Source organism: Acrocarpospora macrocephala (genome assembly GCF_009687865.1).
Classification (GTDB): domain Bacteria; phylum Actinomycetota; class Actinomycetes; order Streptosporangiales; family Streptosporangiaceae; genus Acrocarpospora; species Acrocarpospora macrocephala.
In genome coordinates this window covers 90,907-113,497 of sequence record NZ_BLAE01000046.1, presented here as the reverse complement: position 1 = coordinate 113,497, position 22,591 = coordinate 90,907, and the positions used below count along the sequence as shown (strand labels likewise).

Annotated in this window: 25 protein-coding genes and 2 tRNA genes; 14 read left to right on the top strand and 13 right to left on the bottom strand. The window is 66.2% G+C overall.

Annotated features, from left to right (window positions below; genetic code table 11):
- Positions 1–556: 556 nt before the first annotated feature.
- Entirely contained in the window at positions 557–1,036 is a 480-nt protein-coding gene (locus Amac_RS35145; RefSeq protein WP_218041472.1) for a hypothetical protein, read from the top strand.
- Between the two features lie 1,836 nt (positions 1,037–2,872).
- Here Amac_RS35145 and Amac_RS35140 read toward each other — a convergent pair.
- Both Amac_RS35140 and Amac_RS35135 read right to left on the bottom strand, forming a co-directional pair.
- Positions 2,873–2,945 (bottom strand) — tRNA-Arg (locus Amac_RS35140).
- Positions 2,946–3,332: 387 nt separating this feature from the next.
- Positions 3,333–3,485, bottom strand: coding sequence for a hypothetical protein (locus Amac_RS35135; protein ID WP_155358721.1), 153 nt, complete (start codon positions 3,483–3,485; stop codon positions 3,333–3,335).
- Positions 3,486–3,644: 159 nt separating this feature from the next.
- On the opposite strand from Amac_RS35135, the gene Amac_RS35130 reads away from it, so the two are divergent.
- Complete coding sequence (locus tag Amac_RS35130) at positions 3,645–4,748, top strand: D-alanyl-D-alanine carboxypeptidase family protein (protein WP_155358720.1); 1,104 nt, start codon at positions 3,645–3,647, stop codon at positions 4,746–4,748.
- Positions 4,749–4,904: 156 nt separating this feature from the next.
- On the opposite strand, the gene mscL is transcribed toward Amac_RS35130, so the two are convergent.
- The 6 genes from mscL to Amac_RS35100 form a co-directional block, all read right to left on the bottom strand.
- Positions 4,905–5,303, bottom strand: a complete 399-nt coding sequence (gene mscL, locus Amac_RS35125) for a large conductance mechanosensitive channel protein MscL (protein WP_170322814.1) — start codon at positions 5,301–5,303, stop codon at positions 4,905–4,907.
- A gap of 35 nt (positions 5,304–5,338) precedes the next feature.
- Positions 5,339–6,055 (bottom strand): SAF domain-containing protein, encoded by a 717-nt coding sequence (locus tag Amac_RS35120; RefSeq protein WP_246268927.1) that lies wholly within the window; start codon positions 6,053–6,055, stop codon positions 5,339–5,341.
- 610 nt (positions 6,056–6,665) lie between these two features.
- The gene (locus Amac_RS35115; RefSeq protein ID WP_155358717.1) at positions 6,666–7,472 is read right to left on the bottom strand and encodes an S-methyl-5'-thioadenosine phosphorylase; all 807 of its coding nucleotides are present in this window, start codon (positions 7,470–7,472) and stop codon (positions 6,666–6,668) included.
- An 83-nt stretch (positions 7,473–7,555) separates the two neighbouring features.
- Positions 7,556–7,861, bottom strand: coding sequence for an FmdB family zinc ribbon protein (locus tag Amac_RS35110; RefSeq protein ID WP_155358716.1), 306 nt, complete (start codon positions 7,859–7,861; stop codon positions 7,556–7,558).
- An 86-nt stretch (positions 7,862–7,947) separates the two neighbouring features.
- A complete protein-coding gene (locus Amac_RS35105; RefSeq protein ID WP_307729795.1) occupies positions 7,948–9,453 on the bottom strand; it encodes a potassium/proton antiporter in 1,506 nt (501 codons plus the stop codon).
- 18 nt (positions 9,454–9,471) lie between these two features.
- Positions 9,472–10,056, bottom strand: coding sequence for a 5-formyltetrahydrofolate cyclo-ligase (locus Amac_RS35100; RefSeq protein ID WP_246268926.1), 585 nt, complete (start codon positions 10,054–10,056; stop codon positions 9,472–9,474).
- 25 nt (positions 10,057–10,081) lie between these two features.
- On the opposite strand from Amac_RS35100, the gene galU reads away from it, so the two are divergent.
- From galU to Amac_RS35065, 7 genes are all read left to right on the top strand, one after another.
- A complete protein-coding gene (gene galU / locus Amac_RS35095; RefSeq protein ID WP_155358714.1) occupies positions 10,082–10,990 on the top strand; it encodes a UTP--glucose-1-phosphate uridylyltransferase GalU in 909 nt (302 codons plus the stop codon).
- A 4-nt stretch (positions 10,991–10,994) separates the two neighbouring features.
- Positions 10,995–12,179, top strand: coding sequence for a molybdotransferase-like divisome protein Glp (gene glp / locus Amac_RS35090; RefSeq protein ID WP_155358735.1), 1,185 nt, complete (start codon positions 10,995–10,997; stop codon positions 12,177–12,179).
- A complete protein-coding gene (gene moaC, locus Amac_RS35085; RefSeq protein WP_155358713.1) occupies positions 12,176–12,643 on the top strand; it encodes a cyclic pyranopterin monophosphate synthase MoaC in 468 nt (155 codons plus the stop codon). The genes glp and moaC overlap by 4 nt, the downstream gene beginning before the upstream one ends.
- A complete protein-coding gene (locus Amac_RS35080; protein WP_155358712.1) occupies positions 12,640–13,122 on the top strand; it encodes a MogA/MoaB family molybdenum cofactor biosynthesis protein in 483 nt (160 codons plus the stop codon). The genes moaC and Amac_RS35080 overlap by 4 nt, the downstream gene beginning before the upstream one ends.
- 126 nt (positions 13,123–13,248) lie before the next feature.
- Entirely contained in the window at positions 13,249–13,887 is a 639-nt protein-coding gene (locus Amac_RS35075; protein ID WP_155350065.1) for a GNAT family N-acetyltransferase, read from the top strand.
- 179 nt (positions 13,888–14,066) lie between these two features.
- Entirely contained in the window at positions 14,067–14,804 is a 738-nt protein-coding gene (gene sepX / locus Amac_RS35070) for a divisome protein SepX/GlpR (protein WP_155358711.1), read from the top strand.
- 50 nt (positions 14,805–14,854) lie between these two features.
- Positions 14,855–14,928, top strand: a tRNA-Ala gene (locus tag Amac_RS35065).
- 57 nt (positions 14,929–14,985) lie between these two features.
- Here the strand turns inward: Amac_RS35065 and Amac_RS35060 are convergent.
- Both Amac_RS35060 and Amac_RS53950 read right to left on the bottom strand, forming a co-directional pair.
- Positions 14,986–15,627, bottom strand: coding sequence for a DUF6000 family protein (locus Amac_RS35060; RefSeq protein ID WP_155358710.1), 642 nt, complete (start codon positions 15,625–15,627; stop codon positions 14,986–14,988).
- Positions 15,628–15,685: 58 nt separating this feature from the next.
- The gene (locus tag Amac_RS53950; RefSeq protein ID WP_170322813.1) at positions 15,686–16,009 is read right to left on the bottom strand and encodes a hypothetical protein; all 324 of its coding nucleotides are present in this window, start codon (positions 16,007–16,009) and stop codon (positions 15,686–15,688) included.
- Between Amac_RS53950 and Amac_RS35055 the strand changes: the two genes are divergently transcribed.
- Both Amac_RS35055 and Amac_RS35050 read left to right on the top strand, forming a co-directional pair.
- Positions 16,008–17,129: a sensor histidine kinase gene (locus Amac_RS35055; protein ID WP_170322812.1), complete on the top strand. Its 1,122-nt coding sequence runs from the start codon at positions 16,008–16,010 to the stop codon at positions 17,127–17,129. The genes Amac_RS53950 and Amac_RS35055 overlap by 2 nt on opposite strands.
- Positions 17,130–17,131: 2 nt before the next feature.
- Positions 17,132–17,830: a response regulator gene (locus tag Amac_RS35050; RefSeq protein ID WP_155358733.1), complete on the top strand. Its 699-nt coding sequence runs from the start codon at positions 17,132–17,134 to the stop codon at positions 17,828–17,830.
- Here the strand turns inward: Amac_RS35050 and Amac_RS35045 are convergent.
- Positions 17,795–18,910, bottom strand: coding sequence for an alpha/beta hydrolase family protein (locus tag Amac_RS35045; RefSeq protein ID WP_246268925.1), 1,116 nt, complete (start codon positions 18,908–18,910; stop codon positions 17,795–17,797). The genes Amac_RS35050 and Amac_RS35045 overlap by 36 nt on opposite strands.
- Positions 18,911–19,135: 225 nt before the next feature.
- On the opposite strand from Amac_RS35045, the gene Amac_RS54540 reads away from it, so the two are divergent.
- On the top strand, positions 19,136–19,621 hold the full coding sequence (locus Amac_RS54540) for a hypothetical protein (RefSeq protein ID WP_174900264.1): 486 nt from the start codon (positions 19,136–19,138) through the stop codon (positions 19,619–19,621).
- Between the two features lie 277 nt (positions 19,622–19,898).
- Here Amac_RS54540 and Amac_RS35035 read toward each other — a convergent pair whose 3' ends face one another.
- A complete protein-coding gene (locus Amac_RS35035) occupies positions 19,899–20,816 on the bottom strand; it encodes an alpha/beta fold hydrolase (protein WP_218041471.1) in 918 nt (305 codons plus the stop codon).
- Between the two features lie 85 nt (positions 20,817–20,901).
- On the opposite strand from Amac_RS35035, the gene Amac_RS35030 reads away from it, so the two are divergent.
- On the top strand, positions 20,902–21,516 hold the full coding sequence (locus Amac_RS35030) for a TetR/AcrR family transcriptional regulator (protein WP_155358708.1): 615 nt from the start codon (positions 20,902–20,904) through the stop codon (positions 21,514–21,516).
- A gap of 5 nt (positions 21,517–21,521) precedes the next feature.
- Here Amac_RS35030 and Amac_RS35025 read toward each other — a convergent pair whose 3' ends face one another.
- The gene (locus Amac_RS35025; RefSeq protein ID WP_155358707.1) at positions 21,522–22,217 is read right to left on the bottom strand and encodes a TetR/AcrR family transcriptional regulator; all 696 of its coding nucleotides are present in this window, start codon (positions 22,215–22,217) and stop codon (positions 21,522–21,524) included.
- An 85-nt stretch (positions 22,218–22,302) separates the two neighbouring features.
- Between Amac_RS35025 and Amac_RS35020 the strand changes: the two genes are divergently transcribed.
- Positions 22,303–22,591 (top strand): NAD(P)H-binding protein (locus Amac_RS35020; protein WP_155358731.1); only part of this gene is annotated, 289 nt, incomplete at its 3' end.

Sequence of the window (22,591 nt, the reverse complement as noted above, 5' to 3'; positions counted from 1 at the left end):
GGTTGTGTTGTCCTACGGCTCGATCGGTACTACGACCGCCTCCGACTCCCTCCCGGCCGCCGCCCACTTCCCGGCTCCACACCGGTTATAAGACGGCGTCGTCCACGCCTATCCGCAGCACGCTCCGGCCGGGGAGGGCCTCCCCAGTTCCCGCCGCCACCCTCTGAACGTTCCGCGCCCTCTTACGCCGGAGAGTCCCTGACGGCAGCACTCCAGGATCTTCACCGCTTCCATGGCCTTCGCCGTGAGTCGCCCGGCTCGGCTCTCTCTCGGTGTCTAACGACGCGGCAGGCTTCGCTTCCGCTACGGACCGCTCAGTTGCTTCCCCCAACGGGGCTTTCGACGCTGGGCTTCGACCCGGCCCGTTTCCAGACCGGGCCGCCAGCCTGCTACCGGGCTCCCTGGCGATTACCCGGACCGGACTCACACCGGCAGGCGACGACGAGCTTCCGATCAGGTCATGATCGCTGGACAATCACCTCCGTGATCTCTGGGCGCACCGGCTGCCGTACTAGAAGCGGCTAGACGAGCTGCACAGGGCAACCAGCGCCTATGGTTGGACGAGCTGCACGAATACTTTCGAAAGGCGATCAAAGTGCGTGACCCCGCTAACAGTTGGACTTACTGTGTGGCGATCAACACGGACCGGCCGGGGAGCGGTGGGGAACGGACCTATCGAGACTTCGTCATGCGCGAAGCCATCTACTTCCACCCGTACGGGTGGGGTGGCGGCTGGCCGAAGGTACCCCCGAACTTCCTGGCCTTCCGATGGGCCGCTCACGTCCAGCAGATCAATCGTGTCCTCACCTACGAAATCATCCCGAATCTGCAGACGCGTTGGCCTGATATTCCCGAGACGGACGACACGATCCAACCCGTGGTCGTCTACCGTCTCGGCCCCCCGCTGCCAGGTACCCCCGTGCCTAACGGGCAGCATTATCGCGCTTCCCGGTTATGGGTCCTCCTAGATCAACTACTGACCAGCCCCACGCTGGCCGATGCACTCGCCAACAGCAAAAACATCGGTAAGTGGTAGGAGACGCCTCGATCCCTGCAACACCACCCCTGCGCGGTGCGTTCGGGCGGCATCGTTTATCGGCCGAGATGTCCACGCGCCATCCGGAGTATGCCAATCCTGGTGCTAAATGTAGCCGGGCAAGCGTAAATGAGGGATTTGCCACCGCCTCCCGGTTCTATTTCTCGCGACACATAGAACTGAACAGTCGGTCATGGCTAAGCGGTCGATGGTTTTTCAAATAGCGACGGCTGGCGGAGTCTTAGGAGACTTGGTCAGCGTCGGCCTATTCGAGAGGAGATCATCAAGGCAATCGTTAACTGATGATCTATCATAGTAGCCGGCATTCGCCATGAGTTCCTGGAGGGCTGGTCTGAGTATTTCGCAGACGTTGTCCTGTGGACGAATTCCTCGCAAGCGATCGGTTGCGAATCCCTCTATAGGGCAATGAGGGAATTGGTTGGCCGCTCTTCGTCCCGGTTCGCGGCCAGGAACGATTACTCCTTGCCATGGCATCGAGCCGCTGGATCCGGAAGCTTGTCCGTTTACGCCGATGCGCCAGTCGACTCTACGTCGCCGTTCGAATCGCCGACGACGGTGAATGCCGCGGAACAAATCACTCTCAACCGCTCGATGAACTCGATCAGTAACGGACACTAGCTCATCTAGTGGAAGATCTGTGGTGTTGGCAGGGACGTCAAGGACCCATTGCAGTTCGAGGAGGCCATTTGGTGATATTGTCAGCCAATGCCGCGGCCCGTGGATTTTATCGAGGGGGAAAATATAGCGGACGAGCTGTGGGCCTGCGTAGTCAGGTTGATCGCCGAACTCCGGAAAATTTTGTTCGACGAACTTGCATGCCGCGTCGATAAACAGCGAGGTCTCCAAGACGCGGGGAGTCCGACTGGGTGCCACGGAGATAAATAGGGTATATGCCTCTCGCGGCTGGTCAGGTCGTCCACTACTCAGTTGTATAGCACCGTGATCTGCCTTAATGCTTTGGCCAACCCGAACGATTACGGGCTCAAGCTTATTCAACACCCAGGAGATCAATGGGCCGGGTATAGCTATCACAATCCATCTACCTCCTCGACGCTGCCCTGAGAGTTATTCTTCGACCATCTGAACCTCACGTGAGTGCCTGCCAGATGGTCGAAACCCCGCAACCCACGAACACCCGAATGCCCACCATCGGGGTGAAGGCGCACCCGATGCTGTGATCCTAATTCATCGGACTGCATTGGTCGCGTGTCGAACTCGATTGGGTCACCAGGATCCAATCGCTGAATGCAATGGATGAGCAAGATCGCTGCGCTCAGCATGGATCACGAGTCTGCGGCAGTACTGGATCATCTGAGATCCGAGGCGAACGTGTCCTTCATGGTTGCAGACGAGCCATAACCTAGGAACCAACTCGGATGGACGACCTTCTGGGCGCACGTGGCGGAGAACTCTCGGGGGTCACTCACCGCCGAGCGTGGGTGAGCGCTCGGCACACGCGCTCGGAGGAGAGGCGGGCACGTAGTTGGCCAAGCGTCCTTGTGATTCACCGCATGCGCGCCGTCGATGTTCTGCTCAAGATCTATGCGATGTGCTCGACGGGCACCCGTTCCCGCGCAAACGAGCAGATCGGCAGCGCCTCCCCGAGCGATCATCTCGACGCTGGCCTGGCCCTGGCGTATGCCGGGGCTTCTGTCGGTTCGGGGTGTGACCTGCGAAAACACCAGCTTGATCATTTCGCATATATATCGCGATCACTGGCATACGGCTGCTCTGGGCGGCATCTGCCTGCGCGTTGGCTGTCCCTGACAGGGCTGAGAAATCCCAGGTGAAGCGGTGTTTTGCCTGGTCAAGAGGTGCCCCCGGTAGGAATCGAACCTACGACACCAGGTTTAGGAAACCTGTGCTCTATCCCCTGAGCTACGGGAGCGGGATCTGCAGGGTAAGCCTAGCGAAAGTGTGGGGTGGTGTGCGCCACGATATGCGCGTCGGCTGGGAGTGTGGGTCATCAGTGCTCTGACCTGCGGTAAAGGGCTGGCAAGGGGGCGACTGGGGGGTGGGTGGGGTGGTTACGGTCGCTGTTCGTGACTGGACGGCGGGGGATGCGGGTGGGTGGGCGCGGTCGGTTGCGGCCTGCTGCGCTGGTGGTGGCGGTGTTGGCGCCTGCGGTGTTGGCTGTGGGGTTATTGGTGGCTGAGCTCACGGACTATGGGGTTAAGCCGGGTCACGGGGCATTCTCGGTGTCGGTGGAGCGGGTGGACGAGCCTCAGGTGATGGGGCCGGTCAAAGTGCCGGCTCCGGCGCGGCCGGAGCGGGTTTATGAGGGGGAGGTGCCTGGGCCGCGGGGGGCGACCGCGGAGGCGCGGCCGATGCCGTTGCAGGCCGCGCCGATGCAGCGGAGAGAGGCCAGGCCAGCTCGTACGGCTTCGCCGGAGGCGGCCCCGACGTGTCCGGCGGAGTGGTCGGACACGTGGTTGTGGGAGCTTTGTCTGGAAGCTGCACGGCGGCCCGCCTAGGGGATATCGGGAAAAAGAGCAGAGATTGGTATGTAACGGCTCTGGAGACTCGGGCCCGAACACTCACCGGGCTGTAGTAACGTGCGTGCCTGACCGGGGTCACGAGTTCGCAAATGGAGGAGTCGATCGTGCCAGCTCCTCGATCAGCGGGTCTGATCGTGGTCGTCATGGTGCTGACTTCGCTTGTGGCGGCCGAGGCTCGTGCTGAGCCTCCGAAGGTGCCGATCGCAAGCTTGGTCATGTCGTCGAGTGCGGAGACCGTAGCGGCGGATCCTGCCACGCTGACGGAACTGCGGCGTGAGGCGGAGAAGGCGACCAAGGGGATCGAGCAGGCGACCAAGGCTCTGGTCGCCCGCCAGAAGGAGTTCGACACCTCGGTGCGTCAGCTGGAAGGCAAGCTGACGCAGTTGCGGACCGCCGACGCGGAGCTCGCACTGGTCCGGCGTCCGCTCTCTGATCTGGTCGAGTACATCTACCAGGATCCGTCTTCTGGGGGGATGGGCCCGCTGCTCGTGAGTACCAATGGGCAGAACGCGTTGCGGACGATGAGTGACTTCAATCAGCTCGCCACGGGTCGGAACCAGGTGGTGGACGACGCGGGCAAGTTGTTCGAGGAGCGGGAGCGGCTTGCGGCGGAGTCGCAGGAATTACGAGCCACCAAGCTGCTTCAGGAGGCGCAGCTCGGCTTCGAGATCGACACGTTGCGGAAGCAATCACAGCAGACGGTGAAGTCGTTGACGACGGCGTTGGCGAAGCTGGGTGTGAAGCGGGGTGGGGGAGCGTGTGACCCTACTCGGGTGGTTCAGGCTGATCAGTATGCCAATGGGCTGTTGCCGAGGAACATGCTCTGTCCGTTGCCGTTCAAGGGTGAGGAGCTGCGGGCTGACGCGGCGATCGCCTTCGCTGACCTGAATATCGCGTACAAGAAGCGCTTCGGCCAGCCGCTCTGCGTGGTCGACAGCTATCGGAGCCTGCGCGATCAGCAGATCGTCTACTACCAGCGGCCTGGGCTGGCCGCCATCCCGGGGCGGAGCAACCACGGGCTGGGGCTCGCTGTCGACTTCTGCGGCCCAATCCGGGTGTACAAGTCCACCGAGTTCGTCTGGCTGGAGCAGAACGGCAAGCGCTTCGGGTGGATCCATCCGGATTGGGCCTACGTCAGCCCCTTTGAACCCTGGCACTGGGAGTACGACCCGAAGGTCGGCTCTCTCCTTTAACTGGCTTCAATCCCTGAGACGTTCTTGGCTTGCCGCCCGTCCCACGTCCACCGACGCCCCGACCAGCCGGTCGGGGGATCGGCCACTGGACTCTCAAACAACGGGTTTGTATGGCTATCGCCGTGCGTCTGCCCAAGACGTGGCTTGCGTCGCTTGCTACGACACGGGTGCGAGCTGGGCTGTGCAGGCACTGCAACGGCTAGCAGCTTTCGGAACCTCAGTCAGACATTCTGGGCAGTCCCGGGTCTCCTTGCCGGTTGGTCCGAACCGTGCCATAAGCAGCTCGTACGGCTTAACGAGGAAGAAGTAGAGGACTGTGGCTACGATGAGGAACGACACCAGGGCGTTGAGGAAGTTCCCGTAGCTGATCGTGGCGTTCCCGATCTGCAGCGTAAGACTTCCGAAATCGGGTTTCCCGGCAATGGCGGAGATGGCTGGCGTCAGGAGGTCCTTCACGAACGAGTTGACGATGGACGTGAACGCGGCGCCGATGACCACCGCGACAGCCAGCTCGATGACGTTGCCGCGCAGGAGGAACTTCTTGAACCCACTCATGATCGCCTCTCGAGTCCGTGTTGACGCCCCACAGGTTATCGAGGGTGGATGGCAATGGAGAGCTGACCATGAGATTGCGCGTAAGCGAGTAAGGCGGCCTGCCAGGAAGTCGTCGCGAGAACCAGGAGCGCGCCTTCGGATCGATCACTGGCAGCGGTCCCGGCCAGGACGGTGACCCGGCTGACCACTGGGCCGCCTCCTTCGATCACGCCATTTCCGGTTCCAGAGGTGACGACCTTCAGGACTGCGGGTCTCACGGGGTCAACCTCGGCTGCGAGCGCCGCATTCTCAACCGCCGCACTGTCGACCTCGCCATCTCTTGACTGCCCATTCCCGCTGGTCTCGATCTCACCGTTGTCGCCCACAATGCCGTCGGGGATTGCCTCCTCGGCTTCGGTGCCACCAGGTGATGGGAATAGAGGTCCGGTGGAAGCCGCCAGGACGTCGATGACGTCACCCGGCGCCACCAGTTGTGCGGCGTCGGCGTCAGCGATCCGGACGGGCGTCGCCACCAGTCCATCACTTTCGCCGGCCAGAAGGCCCCGACCCAGTAACCGCACGTCGGTCAGCGGCTCTCCCCGGCGTATCGGCCCGGTGAGAACCCGCCCAGCGAACGAGGAACCAGGCCGCAGCACCCCATCCGGCAGCATTGAGAACGGGAACCGCAGCACCGCGATATCGGCCGGGGAGAGCCGACCGCCGGGCAAGTCCCGCGCGGCGACAAGGACATCGACTCCCTTCGGCCCACCCACAGCCAGGAGGGCACACGCGACCGAACACCCGGCGAGAATCGCGGCCAGCAGACGGCGCCGCCGCCCCAGAAACCTGGTCACAGCACGCATGGTTGAACTCCGAGTTTGGGAAATGAGCCACCAACGCGGGCGGCCTCAACATGAGGGTGTGAGCTTCGATGGATAGACCCAGACGGATGGAGCCAGATCGATGACGCCCCGAACGGATAGTGCGAGCGCTCTCTGCAGGATTTCTCACGACCACCATGCACACGTGACACAGTCCATGCCCGACCACAATGCCGACCTGACTTGGGCGGACCTGATCACTGCGGAGGCGCTGCCCACATCGCCGGACTATCGTGGCGACCGGGCGCCGACGGTGTTTGTAACGGGAGGGATCCCACCCATCCAACCCCTTGTTTCACCTCGGGCTCCGCCCGCCCCCGCCAGCGCCGTTTCCGCTGGAACCACGAATCGAGCCCACGCTGAACGCGAACGTCGCAACCTGCCCAGAGCAGCGCCACCAGGCCTCATTTCAAAGGCATGGCACGGCCCTGACAGGAGGCAGCGCGGAACCCGTCAAGCGACGAATGGCTCAGAAGGGCGAGCTACAGGAAGGCTGAAACGGTTACGGGAGTTCGAAAGGTAGCTTGATGCCGTCTAGGGCGTTGCCGCAGGTGCATTCGCGTTCTTCTGGCAAGGCCTGCACCACGTCCGCGACCAGCGACCGCATTCGCTCGATATTGGAAGCGAAGAACGCGAGCACCTCGTCATGGGTGACGCCTTCGCCCGCCTCAACCCCGGCGTCGTGATCTGTCACCAATGCCATGGTCGTGTAGCAGAGAGCCAGCTCCCGAGCGAGAACGGCCTCCGGATGCCCGGTCATTCCGATGATCGACCATCCGGCACTGGAGAACCATCGGGACTCGGCCCGCGTAGAGAAGCGAGGCCCCTCGATCACCACCAGCGTGCCGCCGTCCACCGTCTCCCAGCCGGCGGTGCGCGCTGTCTCCACCGCTGCCGCCCGCCCATCAGGACAGTACGGATCGGCGAAGGACACATGCACAGCGCCACCGGCGTCGTAAAAGGTCTGGACCCGCCCCGTCGTGCGATCAACCAGCTGGTCGGGAACCACCAACGTGCCCGGTCCGAGTTCGGCCTTCAACGACCCGACTGCGCTGGGGGCGATCACCTGCCGGACCCCGAGTGACCGTAAGGCCCACAGGTTCGCCCGATAGGGAATCCGGTGCGGTGGATACGCATGGTCACGCCCATGTCGAGGAACGAACGCGACTCCGCGCCCCCCGATCCTCCCCAGCGTCACCTTGTCACTGGGCGGCCCGTAGGGCGTCGAGACGTCAACCTCCTCGGCATCGTCGAGAAGGGAGTAGAACCCCGAACCGCCAATGACCCCGATGTCCACGCGATTGACCATGTCGCCGACCCTAGCGAATCCAGCCGTCCTCGTCCCAGGCCGAGCTTCGTCCTGTGGATAACCGCCACCCTGTGGACAAGGACTCAGGCGGCCGACGTTGAGGAGGAGGTGGTGGTGGTCGTGGACGACGTGCTGGAGGCTGGTTTGGTCTCCGTCTTGGCCGGGGTAGAGTCGCTCTTGGCTGGCGCCGATGTAGCGGCGGAGGAGCTCGAAGACCGGTTGTCTGTGCGGTAGAAGCCCGATCCCTTGAACACGATCCCCACAGCGTTGAAGACCTTGCGGAGCGAGCCCTGGCACGCCGGGCATTCGGTGAGGGCGTCGTCCGTGAACTTCTGGACGACCTCGAGCTGCTCACCACAACTGGTGCAGGCGTACTGGTAGGTGGGCACCGCGCTCCTCCTCGTGAATTGGCACTCGACCGGTGCGACTGCTAAATGATAGCCACTGAGACGTTGAAACAGAACTTGACGGGTGTTTAGTCCCCGCTTTCGCCGTACCAGCCTGCGAGTTTGCCCCTTCGGCTGACCGCGCGCAGCCGCCTTTCGACGAGGTCGCGCTGGGCTGCGGTGGTCACGACCAGGAGCTGGTCCTCCGAGCGCAGGCGGGTGGTCTCGGCGGGGACGAAGGAGCGGCCGTCGCGGACGACCATGGTCACCGCGGTGTCTGACGGCAGGCGGAGTTCGAAGATTTCGACGCCATGCATTTTCGAGCCGGGCGGGATCCTGACCTGCAGGAGGTCGGCGTTGAGCTCCTCCAGGGGGGCCGACTCGACGTCCAGGTCGCGAGCCTCGCCCTCCGCCGACAGGCCGAGCAGGCGGGCCAGGAAGGGCAGGGTCGGGCCTTGAACCAGCGTGAAGATGATCACGATGACGAAGACCACGTTGAACATGCCCGCCTGGCCGCTGGCCGCCCAGGGGATGGTCGCGAGCACGATCGGGACCGCGCCGCGCAATCCCGCCCAGGACAGGAAGATCTGCTCCCGCCAGGTCACCCGGCCAATCCGCCCAAGCCGTACCAGGGCGGTGGAGCCGATCACCGAGAGCGGGCGGGCGATCAGGACCAGAGCAAGCCCGGCCACCAGGCCGGGAATCACGGCAGAGGGAAGTTCGGAAGGGCTGGCGAGCATGCCGAGCATGACGAAGAGGCCGATCTGGGCGAGCCAGGCGGCGCCTTCGGCGAAGCCGCGGGTGGCCGAGCGGTGGGGCAGGCGGCTGTTGCCGATGATCAGCGTGGCGACGTATACGGCGAGGAAGCCGCTGCCGTGCGCGACGGCGGCCCCGCTGTATGCGAGGAACGCGATCGCCATCACCGCGATGGGATACAGGCCGGACGCCGGCAGGGCGACGCGGCGCAGCAGATATGCCGCGGCGGGGCCGACGGCCAGGCCGACCGCGGCGCCGATGGCGAGTTCGACGACCGACGTGACGAGAACGTTCCACACGGATGGATCCGGGACGTTGACCTGGCTCAGCAGGATCACGATGATCACGGTCGGGGCGTCGTTGAAACCCGATTCCGCTTCCAGGATGCCCGCGAGCCGGGGTGGCAGCGGCAGCCTGCGCAGGACCGAGAAGACCGCCGCCGCGTCGGTCGACGCCAAAATCGCGCCGAGAAGCAGCGCGGAACGCCAGTCCATGTCGAGGAGCCCGTGCACGGCGGCGGCCAGCACCACGATGCTGATCCCCACCCCGGCGGTGGCGAGCACCAACGCGGGTGGCACGGCCTTGCGAACGTGTTCCCAGTTCGTCGTCAGGCCACCTTCGGCCAGGATGACCGCCAGCGCGATCAACCCCAGCTGCTTGGCGAGGATGGCGTCCTCGAAGTGGATCTCCCCGAGCCCGGATTCGCCGAGCAGCAGGCCCAGACCGAGATATATGAGCAGAGAGGGCAGCCCGGTGCGATGGGCGATGCGGACGGATGCGATTGCCGCTATCACGATCACCGCGGACACGAGAAGCCAGCCGTCAAGCTCCAGCCGCACCCGGTCCCCTTCCTCGTTTTATGACAATTCTGTCACACCTGTCACAAAGAGTCCCGATGGTAGTGCCGCGTACCGAACGGGGCGGTCGTGCGGTTCGGCCGGAACGCCGTCGATCAGCTCTCCCTCGTGCAGCAGCGCCACCGTCGGCACGTTCGGGCCCACCCGCGCCAGCGCCCGGTCGTACGATCCGCCGCCCCGGCCCAGCCGGGTGCCCGTCGACCGGTCGACGGCCAGCGCCGGAACGATCACCAGCGCCGCGGTGCGGATCGTGTCCACTCCACGCCGGGTGTCCACCGGCTCCATGATTCCGAACGGGCCCGGAGCGAGTGAATCAGGCCCGTCGTACACCGCCCAGTCCAAATCGCCGTCGGAGCGCAGAACAGGCAGGATGACGGTCGTCCCATGCTTCCACAGGGCGAAGACGAGGCCATGCGTCGAGGGCTCCGCACCGATCGACCAGTATGCGGCGACCAATCCGGCCATCTGCACCCACGGCTGGTCGAGCAGAGTCTCCCTGATGGCCCGTGCGCGATCACGGCGCGAATTCTCATCAATGCGAGAACGTTCACGCAGAATTTCACGCCGGAGCTTCAGCTTGTCCAAAGACGCCTCCACTAGGGTTCCAAGCATGGGTGCTGACTTCGATTCCGTGACGAAAGCCGTGATCCCCGTCGCCGGTCTTGGCACGCGGTTCCTCCCCGCCACCAAGGCGACGCCGAAGGAGATGCTGCCGATCGTCGACAAGCCGGCCATTCAGTATGTCGTTGAGGAGGCGGTCTCCGCCGGACTGCTCGACGTCCTGATGATCACCGCGCGCAACAAACGGTCGATCGAGGACCATTTCGACGTGGCCTACGAGCTGGAGGGCGCGCTCCGGGCCAAGGGCGACGAGGCACGCCTGTCCCAGATTCAGGAGCCGGTCGATCTCGCCACTATGCACTACATGCGTCAAGGCCAGCCTAAGGGCCTCGGCCACGCCGTTCTGTGCGCCAAGCAGCATATCGGCGACGAACCGTTCGCCTGCCTGCTCGGCGACGACTTGATCGACCCGGCCGATCCGCTGCTCCGTCGCATGATCGAGGTCCGCCAGACGTATGGCGGAAGCGTGATCGGGCTGATGGAGGTTCCGCACGAGCAGGTCTCGATGTACGGCTGCGCGGCGATCGTCGAGACGGATGAGGACGACGTCGTCCGCGTCACGGATCTGGTCGAGAAGCCCGCACCTGAGGATGCTCCGTCCAACTGGGCCATCGTCGGGCGTTATGTGATCGACCCAGCGGTTTTCGAGGTGCTGGAGAAGACCCCGCCGGGGCGTGGCGGCGAGATCCAGCTCACCGACGCGTTGCGCACGCTCGCCGAGCGCGGCACCCACGAGGGCGGCCCTGTCCACGGCGTGCTCTTCCGCGGCCGGCGGTACGACACGGGCAACAAGCTCGAATACCTCCAGACTGTCGTTCAATTCGCTGCTCACCGTGAGGATCTCGCGCCCGAGTTCCTGCCGTGGCTGCGACAATTCCTAGATGAGGTTCAGTCCTAGCGACATGAAGCCGGTCGAGCGGCATCTCGCCGACATCCTGGGTACGGTGCGGCCCCTGGCCCCGCTTGAGGTCGATCTTGAGCGGGCGCTGGGCACCGTTCTGGCCGAGGATGTGACGGCTCCGGTATCGCTGCCGCCGTTCGACAACTCGGCCATGGATGGCTATGCGGTGCGTGCCGGGGATGTCGTGAACGTCCCTGTCAGTCTGTCGGTGACCGAAGATGTGGCGGCCGGAGACGGCGCGCTCCGGGCGATCGGATCCGGAATGGTCGCGCGGATCATGACGGGGGCGCCGGTGCCGGCGGGGGCGGACGCCGTCGTTCCCGTCGAGTGGACCGACGCCGGTCGCACCCAGGTCACCATCCACAAGCAGGTTCAGCCCGGCAACGCCATCCGCTTGATCGGGGAGGACGTCCGAGCCGGAGACGTGGTGCTGCGCGAGGGCACCCGGATCGGCGCCGCCCAGCTGGGCATTCTGGCCGGGGTGGGCCGCCGCCGCGTCCGGGTCCGGCCGCAGCCGCGCGTGGTCGTGCTCTCCACCGGCGCGGAACTGGCCGAACCGGGCACACCGCTCGGCCCTGGCCAGATCTGGGAGTCCAACAGTTTCATGCTGGCCGCCGCGGTCCGGGAAGCGGGCGCCGAAGGCTTCCGGGCCGGAGCCGTCACCGATGATCCCAACAGGTTCCTCGACATCCTTGACGCGCAGCTCCTGCGCGCGGATGCCGTGATCACGAGCGGCGGGGTCTCGATGGGGGCGTACGAACCGGTCAAGGAGGCGCTCGCCCCGCTGGGCCGGGTCGTCTTCGAGAAGGTCGCCATGCAGCCCGGAATGCCGCAGGGATTCGGCCTGGTCGGCGACGACAACGTGCCGATCTTCACCCTGCCCGGCAATCCAGTCTCAGCGTTCGTGTCGTTCGTCCTGTTCGTCCGGCCGGCATTGCGGCAAATGCAGGGTCTGCCCGCGACATTGCCCGAAACAGTGAGGGCGACGACCACGGCGCCGCTGCATTCGCCGCCCGGGCGGCGGTCATTCCTGCGCGCGATCCTGACCGATGGCACCGTGGCTCCGGTGCACGGCCAGGGCTCCCATCAACTCGCCGCCCTGGCGTCGGCGAACGCGCTCGTGATCGTGCCCGAGGACGTGACCGTTCTCGCCGAGGGCGCCACCGTGGAAGTGATCCCGCTGTGAACCTCAGCCATCTCGACGAATCCGGCGCGGCCCGCATGGTCGATGTGTCGGAAAAGCCGGTTTCCGCCCGTACGGCTACCGCGTCCGGGCGTGTCCTGCTTTCCGCGGAGGCGGTAGCCGTACTGCGATCCGGCGATGTGCCCAAAGGGGACGCGCTCGGCGTGGCGCGAATCGCCGGGATCATGGGCGCGAAGCGGACTCCTGATCTGGTGCCGCTCTGCCATCCCATCGCGCTGCACGGAGTGAAGGTGGAGCTCACGATCGTCGACAGTGGGGTCGAGATCACCGCACGGGTGAAGACGGTGGACAAGACGGGTGTTGAAATGGAGGCTTTGACGGCGGTGTCCGTGGCCGCCCTCGGGCTCATCGACATGATCAAGGCCGTGGATCCGGCCGCCGTCATCACCGACGTACGCGTTGAGGAGAAGACCGGCGGCAAGACCGGCGTCTGGACCCGGCCATGAGCCCGGTACGCGCCCTGGTGATCACAGCCTCCAACCGCGCGGCTGCGGGGATTTACCCGGATAAATCCGGTGTGCTCCTGGCCGAATTGCTCACATCGGCCGGATGTGAGGTCGACGGCCCCCGCGTGGTCCCCGACGGCGAGCCCGTCGAGGTCGCTTTGCGCGCGGGCCTCGCCGACGGCTTCGACGTCATCGTGACCACCGGCGGCACCGGTCTCACCCCCACCGACCTCACCCCCGAGATGACCCGCCGCGTCATCGATCGGGAGATCCCCGGCATCGCGGAAGCCGTACGCCAGATAAATCGGGAAAAAGTCCCCACGTCGATCTTGTCGCGGGGGCTGGCAGGTCAGGCGGGCACCACGCTCGTCGTCAATCTGCCCGGCTCGACCGGAGGGGTGCGTGACGGTATGGCCGTGCTCGCCCCCATCCTCGCCCACGCCGTCGACCAGATCCGCGGCGGTGATCACCGTGGCTGATCTGACCGGGCACAAGCGATGACAGCGGCCAAATCCAACGCCCTCCCGCCATGGACACCGGCTGACCGTGTGCTCTTCCGCACACCCGTCGTGGCGGACACGCCCTCTTCCGGGGATGATTGACTCGTGGATCGATTGCGCGGCTGGCCCGCGACCCTGGCGGAGGGGCCCGTGGGGCTCCGTCCGCTCCGGCTGCGCGACGTGCGCGCGTGGCGGGATACGCGGCTGCGTAACGCCGACTGGCTGCGTCCATGGGAACCGAGCAACCCGGAAACGCCGCTGTTCCGCACCGGTCTCGGGCCGTACGTCTCGATGGTCGGAACCCTTAAGCGCGAAGCGCGCCAGGGGCTCGCGCTGCCCTGGGTGGTTACGTACAACGGCGCGTTCGTCGGGCAGTTGACGGTCGGCGCGATCGTCTGGGGGTCCGCTCGCTCCGCGCAGGTCGGGTACTGGGTCGACGGGGCCGTCGCGGGCCGCGGCATCATCCCCACCGCGCTCGCCCTGGCCGTCGACCACTGCTTCTTCACCACCGGCCTGCACCGCCTGGAGGCGAACATCCGCCCCGAGAACCACGCCAGCCGCCGAGTGGTCGAAAAGCTCGGCTTCCGCGAGGAAGGCATCCGCCGCCGCCAGCTCCATATCGACGGCGCCTGGCGTGACCATATCTGTTACGCCTTGACGGTGGAGGACGCTCCCCGCGGCCTGCTCGTGCAGTGGCGCCGCACCCGGGACGCCTCGGCCACGCGCCGGACCGAAGCCCAGTGAACGCGTCCTAGCTACCGCTTGTTGCGCCGATTTACATGAACAGCTTTGACGATCTCGCGACACACCGCACCGAATGCTCGTCAATCAGTGACACGCCGTCTTACGGTGCGTGACGTGAGCACATCTGCGCGGCGACCAGTCCCCGGATGTCTCCAGGCAGCCCAGAGAAGGAGGATCGCATGAGCAGCGTCCTCCTTTACCTTGCGATCGTGGCGATGTGGCTGGGCGTCCTCGTCCCCATGTGGCTCCGCCGCGACCGTTACGTGTACGTGGACGACGAGAAGTTCACGGTCGAAGGTGACACCCTCACCGAGCCGCTCCCGACGTCACACGAGCCACAGAACTCTGACGCGCCGAACGAGCCATCCGTTTCGGAGTCATCGCTCGCGATGGAGCCGAGTGACTCGGCCGAAGGTTCCTCGGGTCTGTCCGGGTCGAGGAATCGCGCAGGCTCCGCGGGCCTGCCCGGTTCGCCGGGTCAGGCTGGTGCTGGCACCTCGGTTGCGGCTTCAGGTCCCGGGAACGAGCCGGTCGCGCCCGTTGACAGCCGACGTGCCGAGTGGCGACGCCGTGCCCGCATCACCGCGCGCCGCCGCCGGCGTCTGCTCTGGAGCGTCCTGCTGTTCCTGGCGTCGGTGGTGACAGCGGCGGTGCAGATCGTCCCCTGGTGGGGCGTCGCTCCCTCCGCCGTGGTCCTGATCGGCTACCTCGCCGTGCTCCGCGTCGCCGTAAGCATCGACGCGGAGCAGCGCGAACTGGCCGCCAGAGCTCAGGCCGCCCGCGCCCGCCACGCCCGCGAACTCCGCCGCCGCCTGGAGGAAGCCGCCCGCGAAGCCGAGATCATCGAGATCGAGGCCCGCCGCCGAGTCCAGGTCTTCGATCAGTACGCCGACCACCGCCGCGCGGTCGGCGACTGACCCAGATGGCGCGAACACCCCAGGAAGTTTGCTAATCTAAACGAGTTCCAGGGGCTATAGCGCAGTCCGGTAGCGCACTTCGTTCGCATCGAAGGGGTCTGGGGTTCAAATCCCCATAGCTCCACCCAGGTCAGAGGCCAGTTCCGATCATCGGAACTGGCCTTTTTGATCTTCTGGGTGACTAAGTACTGTCGCGCTGTGCGGCCCATTGAGCGAGTGTGCCGTCCATGGCGCTCTCGGCGAATGAGACCCTCTCCTCCATGGCGCGCTTGCAGCCGCTCGCATCCGAATTGGCCGTCGCGAAGGTCTCCCACAGGTCGCCAGGAGTCAGGAACCGGCCAGCATGATCGGTTCCCAGCTTCGCGTCCACGAGCATGAGAGCGCCAAGGGCGTCCTCTTGGTCGTACCGGCGCTCCACTTGTGGCAGATAACGATCAAGGTAGGCCGACAGGATCGCCGCGTCTTCGGCCTCTCCGAAGCGAGCGAGCGCCAGGCAGTATCCAGCGCCCGCATGGACCAGTTCACTTTCGAGGAGCATCGGCGTCAGCCGCTCACGAAACTGCACACGGCGATCCAGCGCGATTAGCCATGCCGCTGTGAACCGCGCTCGCCACTCGCTATCGAGCAGGACTTCCAGATCCTCGTCCAGGATTTGGCGGGCGTCGTCGGCGAGTGCGCGTCCGAACCGGATCACCTTTCGATCAGGAAGGTAAAGGGCGCTGCCCAGCAGTTTCAGATAGCGGATGCTTCCGCCGCGACCCGCGTTCACGTAGCGTTGCGCCAGCTTGATCATCTCGTCGTCTGGTGAGAGTGGTACACGCACGCCGTCATTATGCCCGGCAGGCCCTTCGGGATTTCGCACAGCAGGACGACGTTCCGTTTCACCTTGTCGCTCGCCTGAGCTCGGGTGACGGCACGGACAAGGATCGAGTTGACCGGGTGCTGAGCACTTTCGCACGGTCGGCCAGCCTGCCGTCAACCTCATCGGCGGTCAGTTCGACGAGCTTCCGGGCACCCAGACAACCGATCACATGCTTCTGGGCGAGGATCTTGCACTTCTCGCCGGTCGCCAGATCCCGCCCGCTGAGCCCATATTCGAGCCAGTTCTGTACGGCATCCGCCACCATGTACCCCGCTGACGAGATGAGAAGCTCATCCCGGTGGCGGAGATCGGTGATGACCAGCGCGGCTAATGTTGATCCCATGGTCGAGCGGCGTCCCTTGATCGTGCGCAGGCTCCGGCCCGGCCACTGGGTGGCCGTCGACGCGGTCGCCGCTGTCGTGCTCGCCGCCGCCTTCTGCGCGGCGGCCTGGCTGGCGTCGCAGTACGCGACGATCCCGCTGATCGCCGTCGCCTGCTTGCCCCTGGCGGTGCGGCGGCTGTGGCCGTTGCCAGTGTTCCTGCTGGTCCTGGCGGCGACGGCGGTCGCGCCGCTCACCGGGTGGGAGGAGGGGTACCCGGCGCTGGCGGTGGCCTTGCATGCCGTGGCCCTCCTCGAACCCCGGCGGCCCGCGGCGGTCGCGTTGACAGCCGCCCTGACGCTCACCGGGGTGGGTCAGGCTGTCGCCTCGGCCTCGTGGGCCTCGGCTCTGTCGGCGTGCGGTTTCGCCTGGTTGGTGCTCGGTCTCGCCTGGACCGTCGGCGTCGCGGTCCGGGAGCAGCGCGCGCACGCGGCGCGTGCGGTCGTCCAGTCCGCCCAGGCCGCGGCCACGGCGGAGCGGCTGCGGATGGCTCGCGAGGTGCACGACGTCGTCGCGCACAGCATGAGCCTGATCTCCATGCGCGCCGGCATCGCCAACCACGTCGCCGACACCCACCCGGCCGAGGCGCGCGAAGCGCTGACCCTCATCGAGGACACCAGCAGGAGCGCGCAGGCCGACCTGCGGCGGCTGCTAGGCCTGCTCCGCGACGACCCGGCCGACCGCGAAGCGTACTATGGGCTGGCCTCGCTGCCTGGGCTCGTCGCCGGAGCCGCCTCGGCCGAGGTGACGGTGGACCTGTACGTCGAGCCTGGCCTGACGGTCACCGACGGGCTCGCTTTCGTCGTCTACCGCGTCGTCCAGGAGTCGCTGACTAACGTGATCAAGCACGCGGGCCCGACGCGCTGCCGGGTCGCCGTCAGCACGTACGGACGGGAGCTCCTGGTTGAGGTGATCGACGACGGTCGAGGAGAGGCGCCCGGCTGCAGCGGCGGTCACGGGTTGGCCGGAATGAGAGAGCGGGTGGCCATGTACGGCGGAACGTTCTCAGCGGGGCCGGAGCCTGGGGGTGGCTTCGCCGTGCGTGCTCGGTTGCCCTTGGAACCCTTGGAAGGTGAGCGGTGAGCGTGTCCACGGTGCTGGTCGCCGAGGACCAGGCGCTGCTGCGGGCCGGGCTGCGCATGCTCATCGACACGGCGCCCGATCTGGAGGCCGCGGGCGAGGCGGGCACCGGGCGGGAGGCGGTGGAGCTGGCCAGGCGCCTGCGCCCCGACCTCGTGCTCATGGACGTACGGATGCCCGACCTCGACGGGATCAAGGCCACCGAGCTGATAAGGACCGACCCGGCCACCGCCGAGGTCAAGGTGGTGATGCTGACCACCTTCGACCTCGACGAGTATGTCTACGCCGCGTTGCGCGCGGGCGCGAGCGGATTCCTGCTGAAGGACACCAGGCCGGGCGACCTGCTGACGGCCTTGCGGGTGGTGGCGGCGGGCCAGGCGCTGCTGGCTCCCTCCATCACCATGCGGCTCATCGAGGAGTTCGCCAGGCGCGAGCCGGCCGGTGTTCCTGGGGCGTTCGCGGCCAGGCTCTCCCAGGTCTCCGGCCGGGAGCGGGAGGTGCTCGTGCTGGTGGCCAGGGGGCTGACCAACCCGCGGATCGCCGAGCGGCTCGGCCTCGGCCTGGCCACCGTCAAGACGCACATCCGCAGCCTGCTGGCCAAGCTCGACGTCCACGACCGGGCTCAGCTGGTCATCGCCGCCTACGAGAGCGGAGTGGTCACAGTCGGTTCAGCGCCGGTAGGCGACCTCGGGGAAGGCGGGTGACGGCCCGTCCAGCAGCGGCTCCTTCTGCTTGCGCAGGTGCAGGTCGAAGAAGGCCAGCGGATAGGCCTTCTGGAAGGCCAGCGCCCGCTCGGCCGGGATCGTGCCGACGACCTCCTCCAGCTCTGTCTTGCTGAGGCCCAGCGGCTTGGCCGCCATCGGGATCAGCATGACGTCGTCGCCGAAGGAGTTGTGGGCCGCCCCCTTGAGCGTGAGGTTGAGCCGCCAGCCGCGCAGGCCATCCCAGAACGTGCGCAATGCCGGATTGGTCGACATGCCGCCCTTTCCTCCGGTGTCGACCACCAGGTAGGGCCGGTCGAGCCCCGACTGCGCCACCTTGCCGAACACGGCGCCGTCCAGGCCCAGCCCGGCCCTGATGCGTTTGTCGGCGTACATCGCCGAGGAGGTCGCCGCGCCGCCGAGCGAGTGGCCGAACATGCCGATCCGCTGAAGATCGAAGACGTGTGCTTTGTCCAGTGTGGGCAACTGGTCCAGGACGAACCGCACGTCCGCCACGCGGACCTCGACCGCCTTGGCGAAGTCGGTCAACTCGGGCCCGGTCTCCACCCTGCCATCGGGGAACTCGACCACCGCCGCGTCGTAGGTGTGGTCGACGGTGACCACCACGTAGCCTCGGCTGGCCAGTTCCTCAACGACACCGGTGCCGTACGCGCGTGAGGCGTTGGCGCCGGGCGAGTAAAGGATCACCGGCAACTTGCCGAGTCCTTGATCGACGGGGGCGCCCTCGTGACCGTGGGTCGTGTCCAGCAGAACAGAACCCGGCTTCAGCCCGTTGTCCTCCAGGTACCGCTCGGCGGCCGCCTTGGGCAGCCAGGGAGCGACCTTGTGGTTTCGCACATCCTTCGCCGGATACCACAGGCTGACCATCAGCTCGCGCTTGGCGCCCGACTTGGTCCAGGGGTCCTGGCGCGACTGGTCGACCAGGTGTACGGATACGGTTCCCACGGGATGCGGCCCCGTCGGTGAGGGGATCATCAGGCGCTGTGCCTGGACGGTCGCCGGGGCGCCGCAGGCGGAAATCGGCAGGACCAGCGCGAACGCCAGAAGAAGAGTTCGTTTCATACCTTTCACGATGTCGGCCATGACCAGCCGCGGCCTCGGGCGCTGGCACGACCTTCCGCTCAACCCGGGAAGGTAGCGCCCGACGCCGACTCCACCCCGAGAGCTAGCCCCGTTTTCCGCATATGAGGATCTTTGGGATTCTTCGGTGCGTCGGGTTGGTCGTGGGCTCAGCAGTCGGCAGCCTGCTGGCGTGTGAGACAAGCTGCGCAGTTCGGTGTCCCGTCGGTGGAGAAGCTGCTGGGGGCGTTGCCGGTGGTGGCCGGTTTCTGCTCCCGGTTGAAGATCCGTGATGTGGTCGATGCCGCCTGTCCGGTGCGTGACCTGGCCGGACTCACGCACGGGCAGGTGATCGAGGCGCGGTGGCTGTCCATCGGCGTGCGCCGAGCCCCGAAGTTCACGACCAGCGACAGCTCAACGGCAGTGACAACAGGAGCGGACACCGGGGACCGTCAAGGAACCGTGAGGCACTATAGGGCCAGTTCAGCGGGCCCGCAGGACGTATCTCGCGCTGCGCGCAAGTGGCTTCGCATCGAAGGGGTCTGGGGTTCAAATCCCCATAGCTCCACCCAGGTCAGAGGCCAGTTCCGATCATCGGAACTGGCCTTTTTGATCTCCGTACAGCCAAGAAGTACGGCAGTAGGCTTGCCAGCCGCCGGCCGGGACGCTATGCGCTACATCTGGGCAAAGGACCTGGCCAAACGGCAGCTATAGCGCGGCCTGTAGCGCTGCCGCTACGCTCGCCAACCCGTGGTTGGCCGCAGGATCGATCGACCGCGTGAAGATCGATCGATCGACGCGCGGCTCGATCGAGGGTGCGGGGGTCTATCCGGAGTTCGAGCGAGACGCTCGCGAGGCCCGGACCGCCGCCGTGCCGCGATTCAGGCCGAGTTGGGGGCGTGACCGACCCGCCCGCCGACGGCCACAACAACGCGCTCTGCCTGGCTGTACAGCGTGGGCAACCGCAGCTGCAGGAGGAACGAGGCAGCTCTCAGAGATCAACCAGGTGTTGCTCGTTCGCCGGGATCTGGGCGTCCGGGGCCTGGGCGTCGATGAAGCGGAGAATGTGCTGGTTTACCAGGTCGGGGACCTCTAGTGGGAGTCCGTGCCCGGCTTTGGGCAGGATGTCGACCTGTGCGCCGGGGATGAGGTTCTGGATCCTGCGCCGGGCGGCGGAGACGTCCAGCAGTGCGCTGCGCCCGGCCAGCAGCGCGAATGCGGGTACGGACACCGCGCGCAGTTCGTCGTCGGTGAACGGCCGGGCCGGCGGGCGGGTGGGTCCGAACGTGCGATACCCCATCATGATCGGCTTCATCAGCTCGGGGGGTGACAGGAGCGCGGCGTTGGCCAGCAGCCGTCCGAGCCGCGGACGGAACCGGCGCGGGGCAAGCATCGCCAGGGCTCCGGCGATCATGTTGAGGAAGAACTTCGCGGGCACCCTGCTCACACCGCCCGGGTCCAGCAGGATGACGGAGGCGAGCCGTTCGGGGCCGTGGATGGCCTGGTTGAGGGCCAGCCAGCCGCCGTAGGAGAGTCCGACAAGGTGAACGCGGCGCAGGTCGAGCCCGGCCAGCACCTCGTTCACCCACTGGGCGTTGTCGGCCACCACCGTGTGCTGCACGCTCCGCCCGGGGTCGTCGATGGTGTCGACCGCGATCACCGGGTGCCGCTCGCCCAGCGCGGCGACCTGCGGGTACCAGGTGGCGGCGTTGGCGCCGGCGCCGTGCAGCAACACGACGGGATCGCCGTCGCCGGTTCCGTAGCGGTGCACGTGGACGGTACCGAAGCTGGTTTCGACATCGGTTTCCCAACGTGGCCGGGGCCACAGCTCCATGGCCTGCTCGTACGCCCGCAGAAACTCTTCCTTCGCCTCCTCGCCGGTGAACCGCCCCACCTTGGTTCTGGTCACGCCGCCTCCCAAATCTTTGATACCGACGTATCAAAGCGATAATACACGTGTACCAAAACTTTTCCGGGATCACAGAGGACAGGCGATGCCCAAACTGGCCGACCGCGATACACGGCACACCCAGATCCTGGAGGCGCTGCTCCGCGTCGCCGGCAGCCAGGGCCTGCACGCGGTCACCATGCGGTCGGTCGCGGCCGAGGCGAACATCTCCCTGCGCCTGGTGCAGTACTACTTCGAAACCAAGGAGAAACTCCTGCTCGCCGCGCTCGACCACCTAGCCGGACGCCAACGCGAACGGATCCAGACCCGGGTACTCGACACCGACGCCCCCGACGACCCCCGGACGATCATCGAGGCCGTGCTGACCGAGGCGCTCCCGACCGACCAGGACAGCCGCACCTTCCACCTCGTGTACACCGCCTACGCGGTCCACGCGGTCACCGACCCCGCACTGGCCGCCCAGCCCTTCCTGCGCGCCCCCGACGCCATGGAGCACTTCCTCGCCGACCAGCTCCGCCACGCCCAGCGCGACGGAATCCTGCCCCCGCACCGCGACCCCCGCACCGAGGCCGCCATCCTGCTCGCCCTCTCCGCAGGACTCGGCACCGGCGTCCTGCTCGGCCAACGCACCGCCGAGAACGCGACGACCGCAATCTCCTACCACCTCGACCATCTCGGCCTCGCACGCCGACCGGCGTGACGTCGTCACCGGCCGAGGGTGAGGCGGTCGAGCCATTCCTCCAGCAGGTGCTGCTCGCCGTCGCTCAGGGCGGTCTGTTCGGGCAAGGCGGCGCGCAGAGCGCGAGCGGCGCCGATCGGGCCGGCCTCCTGAGTTGCCGGTTCGTGGTTGGTGACGGCGGTGAGCATCGACTCGCGAAGGGTGGTCAGCAAAGCGGGGTCGCGCCGGTCCTCGGGCAGGGACAGCCAGGTCAGTACGGCGCCGCGCGCGGTGGCGTGGATGATCGCGGCGGCGAGTTCCTCATCCACGCGGAGCCAGCCGGCGGCGGCCAGGCGCCGGATGCGGCTCATCAGGATCTCCATGCCCGCCGTGAACGCGGCCGAGGCAGGCCTGGTGGGGTCGGCGTACATCAGCACGTACAGCGCGGGATTGGCCAAACCGAATTCAACCGCCAAGTCCCAGCCCGCCTTCAGGTCTTCGATGGGGTCTCGCGGGTCGGGGTCGAGGCTCTTGCTTGCCAGGAACGTGGCGAAGCCGTGCTCGGCGATCGCGTCGAGCAGACCGTCCTTGTCGCCGAACAGACGGTAGATGGCCGGCGGCTGAAGACCGGCCGCCAAGGCGACGGCGCGGGTGGTGACCGCGTCGCGGCCCTCGCGCGTCAGCAGCTCGATCGTGGCCTCGATGACGCGCCGGCGGGTCTGCTCCTGGTCGCGAGGTGGCATATATCAACGTTACCACTCTCCTGGTTCCATCGATAATTTCCGGTGTTAACATGAGTTTGTTTCCACTGGAATCCTTGGAGGGTCAATGATCATCGTGACCGGAGCGACCGGACAACTCGGGCGCCAGATCGTCGAGCGGCTGCTGACACGTGTCTCGGCGAACCAGATCGGAGTCAGTGTCCGCGACCCGCAGAAGGCGCAGGAGCTTGCCGACCAGGGGGTACGGGTGCGGCAGGGTAGCTTCACCGACTCCGACGGGCTCGCCCACGCCTTCGAGGGCGCCACACAGGTGCTCATCGTCTCCGTCGACAAGATGGGCGAGCAGGCTGTACGGCAGCACCGAACCGCCATCGATGGGGCCGTCGCGGCGGGCG

What these genes read in the sequence shown, in the direction of transcription:
- Amac_RS35130 (WP_155358720.1), top strand. Translation starts at nt 3,645, where the DNA reads ATGGAGGAGTCGATCGTGCCAGCTCCTCGATCAGCGGGTCTGATCGTG.
- mscL (WP_170322814.1), bottom strand. Translation starts at nt 5,303, where the DNA reads ATGAGTGGGTTCAAGAAGTTCCTCCTGCGCGGCAACGTCATCGAGCTG.
- Amac_RS35115 (WP_155358717.1), bottom strand. Translation starts at nt 7,472, where the DNA reads ATGGTCAATCGCGTGGACATCGGGGTCATTGGCGGTTCGGGGTTCTAC.
- galU (WP_155358714.1), top strand. Translation starts at nt 10,082, where the DNA reads ATGGGTGCTGACTTCGATTCCGTGACGAAAGCCGTGATCCCCGTCGCC.
- glp (WP_155358735.1), top strand. Translation starts at nt 10,995, where the DNA reads ATGAAGCCGGTCGAGCGGCATCTCGCCGACATCCTGGGTACGGTGCGG.
- Amac_RS35080 (WP_155358712.1), top strand. Translation starts at nt 12,640, where the DNA reads ATGAGCCCGGTACGCGCCCTGGTGATCACAGCCTCCAACCGCGCGGCT.
- sepX (WP_155358711.1), top strand. Translation starts at nt 14,067, where the DNA reads ATGAGCAGCGTCCTCCTTTACCTTGCGATCGTGGCGATGTGGCTGGGC.
- Amac_RS35055 (WP_170322812.1), top strand. Translation starts at nt 16,008, where the DNA reads ATGGTCGAGCGGCGTCCCTTGATCGTGCGCAGGCTCCGGCCCGGCCAC.
- Amac_RS53950 (WP_170322813.1), bottom strand. Translation starts at nt 16,009, where the DNA reads ATGGGATCAACATTAGCCGCGCTGGTCATCACCGATCTCCGCCACCGG.
- Amac_RS35045 (WP_246268925.1), bottom strand. Translation starts at nt 18,910, where the DNA reads ATGAAACGAACTCTTCTTCTGGCGTTCGCGCTGGTCCTGCCGATTTCC.
- Amac_RS35030 (WP_155358708.1), top strand. Translation starts at nt 20,902, where the DNA reads ATGCCCAAACTGGCCGACCGCGATACACGGCACACCCAGATCCTGGAG.
- Amac_RS35025 (WP_155358707.1), bottom strand. Translation starts at nt 22,217, where the DNA reads ATGCCACCTCGCGACCAGGAGCAGACCCGCCGGCGCGTCATCGAGGCC.